General features: G+C 34.8%; 12 protein-coding genes and 5 pseudogenes. 8 read left to right on the top strand and 9 right to left on the bottom strand.

The window, feature by feature from the left end; genetic code table 11:
• Positions 1-198: 198 nt before the first annotated feature.
• A pseudogene (locus N7U66_RS03170) lies at positions 199-779 on the top strand (fasciclin domain-containing protein).
• Between the two features lie 209 nt (positions 780-988).
• A pseudogene (katG, locus tag N7U66_RS03165) lies at positions 989-3,200 on the top strand (catalase/peroxidase HPI).
• A 106-nt stretch (positions 3,201-3,306) separates the two neighbouring features.
• Here katG and N7U66_RS03160 read toward each other — a convergent pair.
• The 4 genes and pseudogenes from N7U66_RS03160 to nhaC form a co-directional block, all read right to left on the bottom strand.
• On the bottom strand, positions 3,307-3,564 hold the full coding sequence (locus N7U66_RS03160) for a DUF6952 family protein (protein ID WP_267677288.1): 258 nt from the start codon (positions 3,562-3,564) through the stop codon (positions 3,307-3,309).
• A 44-nt stretch (positions 3,565-3,608) separates the two neighbouring features.
• Positions 3,609-3,916: pseudogene (locus N7U66_RS03155) on the bottom strand (thioredoxin family protein).
• Positions 3,917-3,922: 6 nt separating this feature from the next.
• Positions 3,923-4,567 (bottom strand): peroxiredoxin, encoded by a 645-nt coding sequence (locus N7U66_RS03150; protein WP_267677287.1) that lies wholly within the window; start codon positions 4,565-4,567, stop codon positions 3,923-3,925.
• Between the two features lie 140 nt (positions 4,568-4,707).
• A complete protein-coding gene (gene nhaC, locus N7U66_RS03145) occupies positions 4,708-6,174 on the bottom strand; it encodes a Na+/H+ antiporter NhaC (RefSeq protein ID WP_267677286.1) in 1,467 nt (488 codons plus the stop codon).
• An 86-nt stretch (positions 6,175-6,260) separates the two neighbouring features.
• On the opposite strand from nhaC, the gene N7U66_RS03140 reads away from it, so the two are divergent.
• Together N7U66_RS03140 and N7U66_RS03135 are read left to right on the top strand one after the other, a co-directional pair.
• Entirely contained in the window at positions 6,261-7,283 is a 1,023-nt protein-coding gene (locus tag N7U66_RS03140) for a metal-dependent hydrolase (protein ID WP_267677285.1), read from the top strand.
• Between the two features lie 118 nt (positions 7,284-7,401).
• Positions 7,402-8,019 (top strand): SPOR domain-containing protein, encoded by a 618-nt coding sequence (locus tag N7U66_RS03135; RefSeq protein WP_267677284.1) that lies wholly within the window; start codon positions 7,402-7,404, stop codon positions 8,017-8,019.
• 207 nt (positions 8,020-8,226) lie between these two features.
• Here N7U66_RS03135 and N7U66_RS03130 read toward each other — a convergent pair whose 3' ends face one another.
• The 4 genes from N7U66_RS03130 to N7U66_RS21305 form a co-directional block, all read right to left on the bottom strand.
• A complete protein-coding gene (locus N7U66_RS03130; protein WP_267677283.1) occupies positions 8,227-8,628 on the bottom strand; it encodes an OsmC family protein in 402 nt (133 codons plus the stop codon).
• Positions 8,622-8,900, bottom strand: coding sequence for a PLP-dependent transferase (locus N7U66_RS03125; protein ID WP_267677282.1), 279 nt, complete (start codon positions 8,898-8,900; stop codon positions 8,622-8,624). The genes N7U66_RS03130 and N7U66_RS03125 overlap by 7 nt, the downstream gene beginning before the upstream one ends.
• The gene (locus N7U66_RS03120) at positions 8,893-9,900 is read right to left on the bottom strand and encodes a trans-sulfuration enzyme family protein (protein ID WP_267677281.1); all 1,008 of its coding nucleotides are present in this window, start codon (positions 9,898-9,900) and stop codon (positions 8,893-8,895) included. The genes N7U66_RS03125 and N7U66_RS03120 overlap by 8 nt, the downstream gene beginning before the upstream one ends.
• A 495-nt stretch (positions 9,901-10,395) precedes the next feature.
• A complete protein-coding gene (locus N7U66_RS21305) occupies positions 10,396-11,001 on the bottom strand; it encodes an NAD(P)/FAD-dependent oxidoreductase (RefSeq protein WP_313791392.1) in 606 nt (201 codons plus the stop codon).
• A 157-nt stretch (positions 11,002-11,158) separates the two neighbouring features.
• Between N7U66_RS21305 and N7U66_RS03110 the strand changes: the two genes are divergently transcribed.
• The 4 genes and pseudogenes from N7U66_RS03110 (at position 11,159) to lpdA (ending at position 15,108) form a co-directional block, all read left to right on the top strand.
• Positions 11,159-11,617: an Lrp/AsnC family transcriptional regulator gene (locus tag N7U66_RS03110; protein WP_267677280.1), complete on the top strand. Its 459-nt coding sequence runs from the start codon at positions 11,159-11,161 to the stop codon at positions 11,615-11,617.
• An 18-nt stretch (positions 11,618-11,635) separates the two neighbouring features.
• Complete coding sequence (locus N7U66_RS03105) at positions 11,636-12,262, top strand: CPBP family intramembrane glutamic endopeptidase (RefSeq protein ID WP_267677279.1); 627 nt, start codon at positions 11,636-11,638, stop codon at positions 12,260-12,262.
• A 61-nt stretch (positions 12,263-12,323) separates the two neighbouring features.
• The gene (locus N7U66_RS03100; protein ID WP_267677278.1) at positions 12,324-13,094 is read left to right on the top strand and encodes a response regulator transcription factor; all 771 of its coding nucleotides are present in this window, start codon (positions 12,324-12,326) and stop codon (positions 13,092-13,094) included.
• Between the two features lie 615 nt (positions 13,095-13,709).
• Positions 13,710-15,108: pseudogene (gene lpdA, locus N7U66_RS03095) on the top strand (dihydrolipoyl dehydrogenase).
• 124 nt (positions 15,109-15,232) lie between these two features.
• On the opposite strand, the pseudogene N7U66_RS21300 reads toward lpdA, so the two are convergent.
• Positions 15,233-15,513: pseudogene (locus N7U66_RS21300) on the bottom strand (LytR/AlgR family response regulator transcription factor).
• Positions 15,514-15,554 lie beyond the last annotated feature (41 nt).

Below are 15,554 nucleotides of genomic sequence, written 5' to 3'. Positions count from 1 at the left end.
AGAATAATTAGAGCTTTAAACTATTTGTTTCCTCTTTTTTTACTTTTTTGATTTTAACATAACAATATGGCATATAAATAGTTAAGTGATTCAATGGCGTTAATATAATGTTAAAGCTCAAATGAAGAGAAAACCGGCAGGAGGCAAACTACGTTTATGTAACTGAAACAATAAAATAACAGTTTAAAAATCAAAATTATGAAAACATCAAAATTAATTAAATCAACTTTCTTTACTATGGCCATTTTTGCTTCGCTTAGTGGTTTTTCTCAAGACAAAATGATGAACGAGACAACCGTAATGGTTGGTGGGGCCGCTATGTACCCTAGTAAAAACATCGTTGAAAATGCCGTTAATTCGAAAGATCATACCACTTTAGTAGCTGCTGTAAAAGCCGCAGAGCTCGTTGATGTATTAGCTAGCGAAGGACCTTTTACTGTTTTTGCGCCAACAAATGATGCCTTTGCGAAATTACCGAGATGGTACCGTTGAAACATTATTAAAGCCGAGAAAACAAAAAAACATTACAAACGGTATTAACCTATCATGTGGTTTCAGGAAAATGGAATGCAAAAGCGCTTTTAAAGCGGGTTAAAAAAGGTAAAGGAAAAGCAGAAATAACAACTGTAAGTGGAGGAATGATAACGGCTTGGTTAAAAGGTGAAGACCTTTATATTTCTGATGAAAATGGAAACTCAGCAAAAGTGACTATTGCAGATGTTAACCAATCGAATGGTGTGATTCATGTCATTGATGCGGTACTATTACCAAAATCTTAAGATGTCTAAGGACAGTCTCTTTAATTTTAAAAAAAGCCACTCCCATTGGGGTGGCTTTTTTTATTAAATCTAGAATCATAGTCTCCAATGTTATTTTAACGCCTTATAATAGTTTATAGTTATTGGAAAATAAGAACTATCAATTTTTTAATTTTATTATAATCAATTAAATCATTAAATTTAAGAAAACTATAAAATAGCGTTACATCATGGATAATAAAAATACCGAAACATTTGAAATTAACGATTCAGCAGCGAGTAAGTGTCCTTTTTTAGGAACCCAAAAAAGAACGGCTGGAGGAGGCGTGAAAAATCGCGATTGGTGGCCTAATGAATTAAAATTAAATATTTTACGTCAAAATGCTCCCAACTCTAACCCAATGGGTGATGATTTTGATTATGCTGAAGCCTTTAATAGTTTAGATTTTAGAGCGCTTAAACAAGATGTACTTAATTTAATGACTGATTCTCAGGATTGGTGGCCTGCAGATTATGGGCATTATGGAGGGTTTATGATTCGTATGGCGTGGCATAGTGCTGGAACCTATAGAATAGGGGATGGAAGAGGAGGTGCTGGATCAGGAAACCAGCGTTTTGCACCTGTAAATAGCTGGCCGAGATAATGGTAATTTAGATAAAGCCCGGTTATTATTATGGCCAATAAAGCAAAAATATGGAAACAAAATTTCGTGGGCAGATTTAATGATTCTTGCAGGAAATTGTGCGATAGAATCTATGGGCCTTAAAACTTTTGGATATGCTGGAGGGCGAGAAGACGCTTGGGAACCAGAGCAAGATATTTATTGGGGCAGTGAGACCCAATGGGGAGCAAATGAAGAACGCTATGAAAATGGAGAACTAGAAAATCCACTTGCTGCAGTCATGATGGGATGGATTTATGTTAACCCTGAAGGACCAAATGGTCATCCGGACCCGATGGGCTCAGCACAAAATGTTAGAGAAACTTTTGGGCGTATGGCTATGAATGATGAAGAAACCGTAGCGCTTGTCGCTGGAGGACACACGTTTGGTAAAGCACATGGAGCAGCAGATCCAAACGAGTATGTGGGGCCGAGCCACATGGCGCATCTATTGAACAGATGGGTATGGGTTGGAAAAATTCATTTGGTACAGGGGTTTTAGATGATGTTATTACTAGTGGTATCGAGGGGGCATGGACACCCAACCCCACCCAATGGGATCATGATTATTTTGATGTTTTGTTAAATTACGATTGGGAACTTACAAAAAGCCCTGCTGGTGCGCACCAATGGACACCAACAGCGGCTTCCAATGCTAGAATGGCACCTAAAGCGGGTGATCCTAATGGAAAACAAGCTTTAATGATGACCACCGCAGATATTGCCTTAAAAACAGACCCCGAGTATTTAAAAATTTCTCAGCGCTTCCACAAAGATCATAAAGCGTTTGAAGAGGCTTTCTCGCGTGCTTGGTATAAATTAACGCATCGAGATATGGGACCTAAGGATCGTTATTTAGGTCCTGAAGTGCCCAAAGAAGAATTACTTTGGCAAGACCCCATTCCTAAAGTTAGCTATCATTTAAGTGATGGTGATATAGAGTCATTAAAAAACATGATATTAAATTCGGGTTTAACGGTATCTCAATTAGTGACGACCGCTTGGGCTTCTGCTTCAACCTATAGAGGTTCAGACAAACGTGGTGGAGCCAACGGCGGCCGCTTACGTTTAGAGCCACAGAGGAGTTGGAAGGTTAACAACCCCGATGAATTAAATCGCGTTTTAAATATCCTAGAGGGGATTCAAAAAGACTTTTCAGGAACTATTTCGATGGCAGACCTAATTGTTTTAGGAGGCGTAACGGCTGTGGAAGAAGCTGCAAGAAAGGCAGGTTATTCTGTTAAGGTTCCTTTTACACAAGGTAGGGGTGATGCTTCACAAGAGCAAACAGACATCGAATCTTTTGGTTATTTAGAGCCTTTGGCTGACGGGTTTAGAAATTACATACAAACCGACTTGGATATTGCCGCAGAAGATTTATTAATAGATCGAGCCAATTTATTAACCTTATCGGTGCCGGAAATGACCGTGTTGTTAGGTGGACTGCGTGTTTTGGGAGCGAATTACGACGGTTCTAGACACGGTGTGTTTACAGAGACTATTGGAAGTCTAACGAATGACTTTTTTATAAACGTCCTTGATTTATCAATCACATGGAAAGCAGCGAATACCGAAGAAAAGGAATTTATTGGAAGAAATCGTAAAACAGGTGCTATGACATTTTCTCGGAACTAGAGCAGACTTAATTTTCGGTTCAAATAGCGAATTAAGAGCTGTTTGTGAAGTTTATGGTGCCCATGATGCTAAAGAAAAGTTTGTTAAAGATTTTGTCTCTGCTTGGGATAAAGTGATGAATTTAGATCGTTTTGATTTAAAATAAATGATAATAGATAAACAAAACACTCCGGGTTTTTTAACCTGTTAGAGAAATAAAAAAAAGCCACTTCATTTTGAAGTGGCTTTTTTAATTACGCTAAGTTCTATTTTTATTTGTCAATAGCGCCTAATACTCGTGTCATAAAACCATTTAAAGCCTCTTTTTTTGAGGTCCCGCTTTTAATCATTTTATTCACCTCAATGGCGCCATACATATTAGAAATGAGTTCACCAATAACGTCAAGTTCTTCATCTTTTAACGAAGGAATTTCTGTTAAAGCTTCCAAAGTTTCTATAGTCTCAACAATAAAATCTTCATCATTGTCTTCAATAAATTGTGTTAAATGTTTAATTACTGGTAATTTCATCGATACCTATATTTTTCATTTTCGATAATGCGAAAATATTTTTGTTATGCGACTTCATCAACTAATGCTTTTAAAACGTCAAATTTGTTTGTCTGTGTTTGATTTACAAATTTTCCATCTTTAAAAGTTGCAAAAGTTGGTAAATTATCTACTGTTGCCAATTGTCTCGATTCGGAAATTTTTCGGCGTCAGCAATAACAAAGGTTATATTATTTAACGCTCCAGCTAATTTCTTAACTTTTGGTTTCATAATACGACAGTTACCACACCAACTTGCAGAATATTGTACTACCACAGTATCGTTAGTCGCAATAATTTCAGATAAGTTGTCTTGACTTAATTCTTGAATCATGCTTAATTAGTTTACGTGGTTTGCTAAATACTCAGCAGTCCCTAATCTGTTTGCACTCATAGCATCTTTTCCTTCTTCCCAATTTGCAGGACACACTTCTCCTTTTTCTTGAACGTGGGTTAAAGCATCGATAATGCGTAAAAATTCGTTTACATTTCTACCAATGGGCATATTATTTACCCCTTCGTGTTGTACAGTTCCCTCTTCATCGATAACATAAGTGGCTCTATAGGTAACATTGTCGCCTTCAACAGTCACTACGCCTGTTTCCTCGTTATACGTTTCATTACTAATATCTAAAATACCAAGTGTAGACGCTAAGTTACGGTTAGAATCTGCTAAAATGGGGTAGGTAACACCTTCAATACCACCATTATCTTTTGGAGTATTTAACCATGCAAAGTGTACTTCAGGCGTATCGCAAGAAGCTCCAATGACGATGGTGTTTCTTTTTTCAAATTCTGCTTTAGCAGCTTCAAATGCATGTAATTCTGTTGGGCAAACAAAAGTAAAATCTTTCGGGTACGCGAATAATAATACTTTTTTCTTATTTTTTTTTGCTTCCTCAAGAACGTTTAATTTAAAGGTGTCACCCATTTCGTTCATTGCATCCACACTTAAGTTTGGAAACTGTTTTCCTACTATTGCCATTTTTTTAAATTTTATAATTAATTGTTTTTTCAGTAGACAAAAGTACAGCAGTAGTTAAAAAAATAAGCCTAATAAAATTTTAAAATTTTATTAGGCTATAAGTTTTGATTATAGTTAGGATTTAAAGCTTTAACCTACAGTTATTTAGCTTTAAGCTGTTTTATTTTAATATTAAGTGCGGCAAAAAACAAGGTGGTAAAAGGACTTAACCAATTGAAGATTGCATAAACAAAATACTCGCTAACGCCAACGCCTAAAACACCACTTTGGTAGGCCCCACAGGTATTCCAAGGAATTAACACAGAGGTTACTGTGCCTGAGTCTTCTAGTGTACGACTTAAATTTTCCGGAGCTAAACCACGATCTTCATAGGCCTTTTTAAACATTTTTCCAGGAATAACTAAGGCTAAATATTGATCTGAAGCAATAACATTCAATCCCAAACAACTGATTACGGTACTTGCAAACAAGCCAAAAACGGTGGTTGCTAATTTTAATAGTTCTTTAGTAATTCTTGCTAAGGCACCAATAGCATCCATAACACCACCAAAAACCATCGCACAACAAATAAGAAAAATAGTCCAAAGCATGCCATTCATGCCTCCTGAACTAAATAAATCGTTAAGCTTTTCATTATCTGTAATGATACTGGTATCTGTTAAAACAGCGTTAGTGATGGCGCCTAATTTTGAATCGGCAATACCGTCTAAAATATTTGGCTGAAAAATAAAGGCAAAAATAGCAGCCGTAATGACTCCTGTTGCTAGAGCTATTAGGGGTTTTGTTTTAAATAAGATTAGGGCGACAACCACTGCAGGTACCGTGAATAACCAAGGTGAAATATTAAAAGTCGAATCTATAGTTGCTAAAAGCCCACTTATATCCGCACTTCCAGTGGTATCTACGGTCATACTCATAAAAGTAAAAGCGATTAAAGTGATGATAATAGTTGGTACCGTTGTAATCGTCATGTAACGTATGTGCGTAAATAAATCGGTTCCAGCCATGGCAGGAGCAAGGTTTGTAGTGTCGCTCAATGGAGACATTTTATCTCCAAAATAGGCGCCGGAAATCACGGCACCAGCAATCATTCCTGCGGGAATTCCTAAAGCACTTCCAATACCTATTAAAGCAATACCTACGGTGGCAGAAGTGGTCCATGAACTACCTGTAGCGATTGAAATAATGGCTGCGATAATAACCGAAGCAGGTAAAAATATAGAAGGATTTAATACTTGAAGGCCGTAGTATACCATTGCGGGTATGATACCACTAACCAACCAGGTTCCTGCTAAGGCGCCCACTAAAAAAAGAATCATTATGGGAACAAAAACACTTCTTAAATTTTCCCAAACCTCTTTGAGCATCACCTGCAAAGAAACTTTATTTAAAAACCCATCAATCAGTGCAACTCCACCTCCCATAAGTAAAATGATTTGATTGGTATAAGTACCAAACCATTCTTGGCCATCAACAAAAAAGATATTATAAGCTAATAAGCCCATTAAGATAATGACAGGAATTAAAGCTTCCCATATATTAAGCTCTTTATTATCTATTATTTTTTGGTCTTCGATATCAATTTTTGAAAGGTTATCGTCTTGCATTTCGGTTCGTTTTTTAAGAGTTGTAATGTTACGATATTACAATAAGCTATGCAAATTCAATTCCTTACTGTAAATTAGCTATTTATATGGATTCACTTACTCAAATTGTACTTGGAGCTGCTTGTGGAGAAGCGGTTTTAGGAAAGAAAATAGGAAATAAAGCATTACTTTTTGGGGCTCTAGGCGGTACTATTCCGGATTTAGATGTTTTCATCGGGAATCTTTTATATGGAAATAAAATAGATGCCATGCTTTTTCATCGTGGCTTTATGCATTCTATCTTATTTTCGGTTTTAGGGGCATTTCTTTGTGGCTGGTTGGTTTTTAAATTATATAATTTCGGCAAACGAATAAAGACGACCACACAGAAAGAGTGGATTTTGTTGTTTTTTTGGTCCTTATTTACTCATCCTATTTTAGATTGTTTTACCCCGTATGGTACGCAATTGTTTGCTCCTTTCTCGAATTATCGCGTAGCATTTAATAGTATTGCCGTTGTAGATCCATTGTATACCCTACCTTTTTTAATTGGTATGTTGGTTTTAATGTTTTTTAAAAGAAGCTCTCAAAAACGAAGCCGTTGGCTTCGCATGGCAATCAGTATCAGTTCTGTCTATTTGTTATTTACTCTTATAAATAAAGTTTATATAGATTCTGTTTTTGAAAAATCACTCGCAGAAAACAACATAGTGTACACGCGGTATAGTACGCAGCCTACTTTATTAAATAATATTTTGTGGTATGGTATTGCAGAAACTGAAACGGAATATCAAATGGCATTCTATTCTTTATTAGATGCTAAGCCTCGTTTTTCGGAATGGCAAAAAATTTCGAAGACACGTGCCCTTTCTAAAACAGGATTTCGGGACATAAAAAGATTAGCATGGTTTAGTAAGCAGTATTACAGTGTTGAGAGGGCTTCAGATAATGAATATTTGTATAATGACTTGCGCTATCCATTGATGAAAACAAAAAAGGGTTATGAAACTGTATTTAGTTTACAGCTTTATATAGAAAAGAACAGGCTTAATATGCGAGATTTTAAACCTAAAGTAGAGGATTTTGGAACCGCAATGTTTGCCCTTTGGAAACGACTGACAGGGGTTTAAAAAACAGCAAATCAAATAGTTATATTAGTGTTTTTTTTTAACATAATGTATGTTGAATCCTGTATAATAATTAAAAATTATTATATTGCAAACCTATTAACCTCAATAACCTACAGTTATGCCATTTATAGATGAAAAAGATCTAGTTGCTATGCATGAGCAGATAGATCAAAGTAAACAAGAACTTAAGCAATTTGAAAAAAATTTTTACAGAGAGCGAAGTAAAACAGAGACGCTAAAAGACCAACGCAATATTTTTATCGGGTTATCCTCAGTATTTCTGCTTCTTTTACTTATTGGTGTTACTACATACTTTGCCAGTCCTGCTATTTTAATAAATGAAAGTGCCCTTCAGGATGATGGATTTAAAATGTATGAAACCGTTAAAATTGATTCATTAGAAACACAACTTAATGGCTATGGAGAAGGAGATAACACCTTGTTAGCCTCTAATGATTTTTCAGAGGAGGATTCTCGTGCTTCCATAGAAGATGAATTGGTGTATGCTGTTCAGGTTGGAGCCTTTGAAGAGCGCATGGTGTCTACCTATTCTGAATCCTTTATGAATCTAAAAGAATTTGAGGAGGATGAATTCTATAAGTATTCTATAGGTAATTTCGACAACTTAAATGAAGCACAACGCTTTAGAAAAGAACTTTTGAGAATAGGTTTTAGAGATGCATTTATAGCGTCGTACGAAAATGGGAGACGTATTAGGATTGAAGAAGCTTGGTAAACCTGAGTCCTTGCATAAAAAAACAAAAGGCCGTAACTAATTGTTACGGCCTTTTTATTTAATTTAGTATGGCCTCTGTTTTTAATTCTCCGATCATCCTTACTTCATTTTTTATAGTATTAAAGTTAGGAGAGTGCTGCATGACGCGTTCAATAAGTGTGTTGTAAACCTCCGGTGTACCATTTCCCTTAACATGAAAAATGAATTTTAATTCGGAAAACCAGAGTTTATAGTGGGGTCTATTCCTAAAAAGCCACTTAAATCTAATGTTCCGTCAATTTCAATTTTTAGTTCATTAATCTCCACCTTCATAGCTGTTGCTCCAGCCATAAAAGTTACCGCCATACAACCCGCTAAACCACCTAACATGTATTCTGCTGGATTAGGAGCATGATTCACGCCTAATAGTTGAGAAGGTTCATCTATAATAAATTCGAAATCTCTTATTATTTTATGGTGACCCAAAACCATATTCTTGGTTTTTACTTTTGTTTTAGTACCACTTACCCAATCTAGAGTAATGCCATAGGCCGCTTGTCCTTCTGTAGTGCTTTCCTTTACTTCATTAGTAAATTCGCTTAATCCAGCGATGTTTATGTTGTTTAACATACCAATTCCTTTTTAAATACGTTATTAATTGCTTGTTCAAAGTCTGTTATTAGATCTTCAATATCTTCAATACCCACAGATAAACGAATAAGACCTTCGTTGATGCCTATGTTTTTTTGTTGTTCCTTGGTTAAGGAAGCCTGTGAGGTATTATAGGGGAGCGAGATTAAACTTTCTACGCCTCCTAAGCTCGTCGCTTCTTTGGGCAATTTTAAGTAGCTTAGTAATTTATGAGCATTTTCGTTGCCTCCTTCAATTTCAAAGCTAATCATTCCGAGAATATTTTCCTTTCATTTGAGATTGAGCCAAGTCATATTGGTCGTGAGAAAGTAATCCTGGATAATAAACTCTTTTAATAGTGTCCTGTGCTTCTAAAAAATAGGCCAGTTGAAGTGCATTATCATTGTGAGTGCGCATTCTAAGAGCGAAAGTTTTTAAACTTCTTTCTAATAAAAAACAGGCGTGTGGGTCCATTGATCCTCCATTTTTAAGCATTTGTGGCCAAATAGTATCAATAAGTTTACGGGATCCTGAGACGGTACCTCCAATTAAATCGGAGTGACCATTTAAATATTTTGTGGCTGAATTAACAACTAAATCAACACCTAAATCTAAAGGTTTTACATTATATGGTGTTAAAAATGTATTATCAATTACGACTCTTAAATTGTATTTTTTTCCTAAAGCAACAAGGTCGCTCAGCGGTGTTATTTTTAATAAAGGATTGGTTAGGGCTTCAAAATATAACACTTTTGTGTTCTCTTGAATGGCGGCTTCAATAGCTTCAATATTGGTAGGGGAGGTGAACGTTACAGACATCCCATAGCGGTATAAATCTTCGTATAAGAAGTTATATGTGCCACCATAAATATCTCTTGAAGAGACCACATGACTTCCTTTGTCTAAAAGCGCTAATAAAGTGGAAGATATGGCTGCCATTCCGGAAGAAAAAACGATAGAACTCTCAGCATGTTCTAATGCCGATAGTTTTTCTTGAACACTCCATTGTGAAGGATTTCCATACCTTGAATAAATCATTTCATCTCTACCGCGACCTTCTTCTATGGCTTTATATGAAGCGTCATTTAAATAAAATGTAGAACATTGGAAAATGGGAGTTCCCAATGCGCCTGTATTTGGGTCATTGTATTGCCCTGCATGTACAGATTTTGTAGAATCCTTACATTCAGAATAGGAAGCTTTGTGAAGTGTAGGTCCATTTTCTCTTCTGCGCTGTAAATCGTTTAGCCATATATCTTTTTTACTATTCATTTTGACTATATTATGTTAGACAAGTATTTTGGTGGTTTGTTTTTGTGCGGTGTTTAATTCGGGCGCCGTTTTTGATATGTATTGACTTAAATATTCGGCATCTTTTTTTACGCCACCTAATGTAGCAGAACCTCCTGGTGTGCAACCAAGGTAATCCTAAGTAATACAGTCCCTTAATAGTACTTACGCCTCTGTAGTTTTTAGGATAATTATTGGCATCCATTTGTTCATTTTCTATCCAATTAAAGTTAGGTTTAAATCCCGTGGCCCAAATAATATTTTTTATAGAAGATAAGGTTTTGTTTTCAAAAACAATGTCATTTTTATTGGCATCTAAGGTTCTACCTACGCAATGAATATTTGGTTTTTTAAATAATTTTTTAACATCTGTACCTATTACCGGTTGTCTTCCTGAAACTAGTTTTTTACCAATCCAAGAATATTTTGTGACTGTTAAAAAGCCAATTTTTTTAAACCACCACCATAATGTTTTTCCTAAAATTTCTTGTGGTAATGTCGATATATTGGTGTTTCCAGAAAAATAAACGGTTCTTTTTGTTTCAGAAATATCTTGGAGAATTTGTACACCGAATCTCCAGCGCCAACCACTAGGGTGTCACCTTTTTGTAGTTGATTGGCATTTTTGTAATACTCACTATGAATTTGAAAGATGCTTTCTGAAATCTTTGAATGACAAGGAGGTATAAAAGGCGTATGAAAAGGACCAGTAGATACAATAACCTGTTTTGCCTTATAGACATGGTCTTCGCTATACATAACAAAGTGGTTGTCTTCTTTTTTTAAAGCGATTATTTTTTCGTTATAACGCACTGGAATATCAAAGGTACTTACGTATTTTTTTAAATAATGGGCGACTTCATATTTACTTGCATAATGTCCCTTTTTATGAGGAAAAGGGAACCCTGGTAAATTATTAAATTCTGATGGTGTAAATAATTTAAGAGAATCCCAGCGTTTCAACCATGGTGCTCCAGTTTCAGCGTTGGCATCAACAACCAAAAAATCTTGATTTTGCTCCTTTAAATAGTAAGCAATCGATAATCCAGCTTGACCACCTCCAATGACAATAAAATCTTTCATTAAACTGATTAATTTTTTAGCCAAATCTAGGCTTTTATAGATTATTAGTCAATCATTATGTATATTTTAGGAATATAAAACTATGGTATTTGTTTATTTTAGTTTATTTTAAAGTAATATTTGTGTTTATTCATTTTTAACAGAAAATTTTTCAATTATGCAGTTTGATCTCATTGACAAAAAACTAATAAGCTTATTACAAAAGGATAGTAAAAAAACAAACAAAGAGTTATCTAATGCTCTAAATCTATCCGTCACTGCCGTATACGAGCGTATTAAAAAACTAGAAAAAACCGGGGTTATAGATAAGTATGTGGCATTAATTAAAAAAGATAAGGTCAATAAAGCGTTTGTAGCCTTCTGCCATATTAAACTAACGCAACACACGCATGATTATGTGGTTAAGTTTGAAAGAGAGGTTACTAATCTTGAAGAAGTTACAGAGTGCTACCACATAAGTGGGGACTATGATTATTTATTGAAAGTTCTTGTAAAAGATATGGAAGCCTTTAGAGAATTTATGGTGAGTAAGCTAACGAGTATTAATCATATTGGGAGTACACATAGTATGTTTATGATTAATGAGGTGAAGCATACCACGGCTATTAGTTTGTAATTATTGTATCTTTAGTACATGCAATCAACCACTTATAAACTCACAGAATTTTTTATATTCTTTATTTTAATTCCTATAAGTTTTGTGCTTTCTTTCCCAGTTTGGATTAAAATGGGGTTAAGCATTACAGGTTTCATATATGTTATTTATGTGTTGCTTAAAATAGAAAAAAACAAGTTTAAAATAAAAGAGGATCTACATTGGAAACTGTTTTTTAAAGCAACCACTATAAAATTTATCATTATTGCGATTATTACTACGGTGTTTGTTTATCTTTTAGAGCCTTCCAACCTTTTTAAAGTACTTGTAAATAAACCATTACTTTGGTTGGTTTTGTTGGTTGTTTACTCGGTGTTTTCAGTGTATCCACAGGAATTAATTTACCGCACTTTTTATTTTCAACGTTATGAATCTCTGTTTAAAAATAAGAATGTGTTTATATTTTTAAATGCCACCGTATTTTGTTTAGCACATTTGTTTTTTAGAAATGTTTTAGTGATTATTATAACTTTTTTTGGCGGCTTATTATTTGCCTTTACATTCAATAAGACGAAATCAACACTATTGGTTACCATAGAACATGCTGTTTATGGATGTTGGTTATTTACAGTTGGAATGGGAGAACTGCTTGGTTTTCCTTCTTAATAAAGAATTTAGTTTAAATAAATTTTTTTTTATAAATTGACAATACTATCACAATCAATTTATGAAATATAACCAGATTAAGGATTCTTACAAGTCCATTTTTGAGTCTTACGAGAAGCCGTCGCTTGAAACCCATATTAAAAAAGTCATGGAGTTAGATAAATTCCTGCCATACAGTTCTACTTTTTTTTGCGTGACTAATACTCAAGATTTAATTTTTGAATACATCAGTAAAAATTTCAATGCTTGTTTGGGCATCGATGCCAATATTCTTAAAACTAAAGGCATGCGTTATTTTTGGAGTAGAATTCATCCTGAGGATGTTGAGGTGTGGCTAAGCGCATTAAATGAATTAATGGAGTTTACACTCAAAGAAATTCCCGAAAACAAGAGACCATATGCGAATTATACCTGGAATTTTAGATTTAAAGATGCCAATGATAATTATGTTAATATCATTCAAAACACGACGCCTCTTGCTTTCGATTCTGATATGAAACCCATAATTGGTTTGGCACATTACACAGTATTAGATTCAAATATTACAATGCCAATAACGGCAACAGCTAAACTACTAAATGAACAAAAGGAGTATGATACCGTTTATTTTAATAACTTTTCTCAAAAATTATTGGAAAATGGTATTAGTAATAGGGAGCGCGATATTGTACGATTACTGGTTTTAAACCATTCCAGTAAAGAAATTTCAGAAAAATTGAATATAAGTTCGCATACGGTGGACACTCATAGAAGAAATATTTTAAAAAAACTGAAGATTTCTTCAACAGGAGAATTAATAGGTATGTTAAAAATGAATAAAAGCCTTTTGTAATATAGATATTGAAAATACTCAAATTGAGTATTGTTCACTTTAGAGAATTAGTTGATATTTATAATCGCTATTAATTAATTTATTTGATTAAGCAGCCGTTTCCAACCAAGTGTCTTGGTTTTTATGAGATGGCTGTTTTTTTTTTTTTTTTCAATTGTGCAATCACAGTAATAATTTTTTAAACTTTTTATTCGTATATTTAATTTAATATTAATTAAAAACCAAAAATTATGAAAAGTAGTATTTTTAACATTAAAGGTATGCACGTGTTATCCGAGAGAAAGTCAAAGAACTATTATGGGATCTGGCGGTTATAATGCATCACAATGTGGTTGTTCTTGCAGTGGATCGGTAACAGGCCCCGCTTATTGCCATAAAATTATGGCTTGTCCTCAGGTTTATACTTGTAATGAGGAAATATAAAGATATAGTACTAGTAAGAAAAAGCCTGTTTATTTATTATAAACAGGTTTTTTTTATTTCAAATAATAGGTAATGAGTGCAATGAAGTAAAAACAGATAAATTGCATTGGGTTTAAAAGAAAAATCTTTCATTGACTTCGCTATTTATTTTTGTAATTTTACGCCCTGTATAAGAAAACAAAAATAAATCTTATGAGTAAATATGATGTAGCCATTATTGGCTCGGACCTGGAGGATATGTTGCCGCAATACGTTGCGCACAATTAGGAATGAAAACGGCACTAATAGAAAAATATGCGACGCTGGGTGGTACTTGCTTAAATGTAGGCTGTATTCCAAGTAAAGCACTTTTAGATTCGTCTCATCACTATGAAGATGCTGTAAAACACTTTGAAGAACATGGTATTGACATTCCAGGAGAAGTAAAAGTGAATTTAAAACAAATGATTGCTCGTAAACAATCTGTTGTCGACACTACCACTGGTGGTATAGAATTCTTAATGAAGAAAAACAAAATTGATGTATACCAAGGGGTTGGGAGTTTTGTCGATGCGACACATATTAAAATCACGGGTAAGGATGCTACTGAAATCGAAGCTAAAAACACCATCATTGCAACAGGATCTAAGCCTTCGAGTTTACCTTTTATAACTATAGATAAAGAAAGAATAATTACCTCTACGGAAGCTTTAAAACTTAAAGAAATCCCAAAACACATGATTGTCATTGGCGGCGGTGTTATTGGATTAGAATTAGGTCAGGTGTACAAACGCTTGGGTGCAGAAGTTACCATTGTAGAATATATGGATCGTATTATTCCAACCATGGATGCCTCACTTTCTAAAGAATTAAATAAAGTTTTTAAGAAGGCGAAATTTAAGATGGAAGTCTCCCATAAGGTGAAGTCTGTGGAGCGTGTTGGAGACGAAGTCATCGTGAAAGCCGATAATAAAAAGGGTGAAGAAGTCACATTTAAAGGAGATTATTGTTTGGTATCTGTAGGGCGTCGTCCTTACACAGAGGGATTAAATGCTGAAGCTGCAGGGGTTAAATTAACAGACCGGGGGCAAGTAGAAACTAACAATCATTTACAAACCAATATTAAAAATATTTATGCTATTGGAGATGTGGTTAAAGGGGCGATGCTCGCACATAAAGCGTCTGAAGAAGGCACTATGGTTGCTGAAATAATTGCAGGTCAAAAACCACATATTGATTACAATTTAATTCCAGGAGTCGTTTACACTTGGCCGAAGTCGCTGCTGTTGGTAAAACAGAAGAAGAACTAAAAGAAGCAGGCGTAAAGTATAAGGTGGGATCTTTCCCAATGCGTGCTTTAGGAAGAAGTAGAGCCAGTATGGATATTGACGGATTTGTAAAAATCTTAGCCGATGAGAAAACAGATGAAGTCTTGGGTGTACACATGATTGGTGCACGTTGTGCCGATTTAATTGCAGAAGCCGTAGTGGCGATGGAATTTAGAGCCTCTGCCGAAGACATTGCACGTATGTCTCATGCACATCCTACCTTTGCAGAAGCAGTAAAAGAAGCCGCTTTAGCCGCAACGGATGATCGTGCTTTACATGTGTAACAAAAAAATAAAAAGAGCACTCTTCACTAGTTGAAGGGTGCGTTATAAATAAAAAGCGAGTCCTAGGACTCGCTTTTTATTTATAATAAGTACGCGTTTGAGATAGAGACAAAGACAAAGACTATTAACCATATTGTTCTAAAACAGATAAGACCTCTTTTTTGTAACTCCTACTGATAGGTAATGCTTTCTCAATGATGTTAATATGCTCATTGGTAAAAGAAACGATATGTTTTATAGAAATAATATACGAACGGTGAATACGCATAAATTCGGCTTTGGTAATTTAGCCTCAATGGTACTAATGGTTTCTCTAGTAATTATAGTTTCTGTTGCTAAATGAATTTTGATGTAATCGCTATAGCTTTCAATGTAAACAATAATATTAAAATCAATTTTGATCATACGTCTGTCTGAACGCACAAACATAAAATCACTGACCTTAT

This window comes from Lacinutrix neustonica (assembly GCF_026625145.1).
Taxonomy (GTDB): domain Bacteria; phylum Bacteroidota; class Bacteroidia; order Flavobacteriales; family Flavobacteriaceae; genus Lacinutrix; species Lacinutrix neustonica.
This window is presented reverse-complemented; position numbering and strand designations above follow the sequence as displayed.

Bases quoted from the DNA above. Each gene is read 5' to 3' on its own strand.
- N7U66_RS03160 (WP_267677288.1), bottom strand. From the start codon at position 3,564: ATGAAATTACCAGTAATTAAACATTTAACACAATTTATTGAAGACAAT.
- N7U66_RS03150 (WP_267677287.1), bottom strand. From the start codon at position 4,567: ATGGCAATAGTAGGAAAACAGTTTCCAAACTTAAGTGTGGATGCAATG.
- nhaC (WP_267677286.1), bottom strand. From the start codon at position 6,174: ATGCAAGACGATAACCTTTCAAAAATTGATATCGAAGACCAAAAAATA.
- N7U66_RS03140 (WP_267677285.1), top strand. From the start codon at position 6,261: ATGGATTCACTTACTCAAATTGTACTTGGAGCTGCTTGTGGAGAAGCG.
- N7U66_RS03135 (WP_267677284.1), top strand. From the start codon at position 7,402: ATGCCATTTATAGATGAAAAAGATCTAGTTGCTATGCATGAGCAGATA.
- N7U66_RS03130 (WP_267677283.1), bottom strand. From the start codon at position 8,628: ATGTTAAACAACATAAACATCGCTGGATTAAGCGAATTTACTAATGAA.
- N7U66_RS03125 (WP_267677282.1), bottom strand. From the start codon at position 8,900: ATGATTAGCTTTGAAATTGAAGGAGGCAACGAAAATGCTCATAAATTA.
- N7U66_RS03120 (WP_267677281.1), bottom strand. From the start codon at position 9,900: ATGAATAGTAAAAAAGATATATGGCTAAACGATTTACAGCGCAGAAGA.
- N7U66_RS21305 (WP_313791392.1), bottom strand. From the start codon at position 11,001: ATGAAAGATTTTATTGTCATTGGAGGTGGTCAAGCTGGATTATCGATT.
- N7U66_RS03110 (WP_267677280.1), top strand. From the start codon at position 11,159: ATGCAGTTTGATCTCATTGACAAAAAACTAATAAGCTTATTACAAAAG.
- N7U66_RS03105 (WP_267677279.1), top strand. From the start codon at position 11,636: ATGCAATCAACCACTTATAAACTCACAGAATTTTTTATATTCTTTATT.
- N7U66_RS03100 (WP_267677278.1), top strand. From the start codon at position 12,324: ATGAAATATAACCAGATTAAGGATTCTTACAAGTCCATTTTTGAGTCT.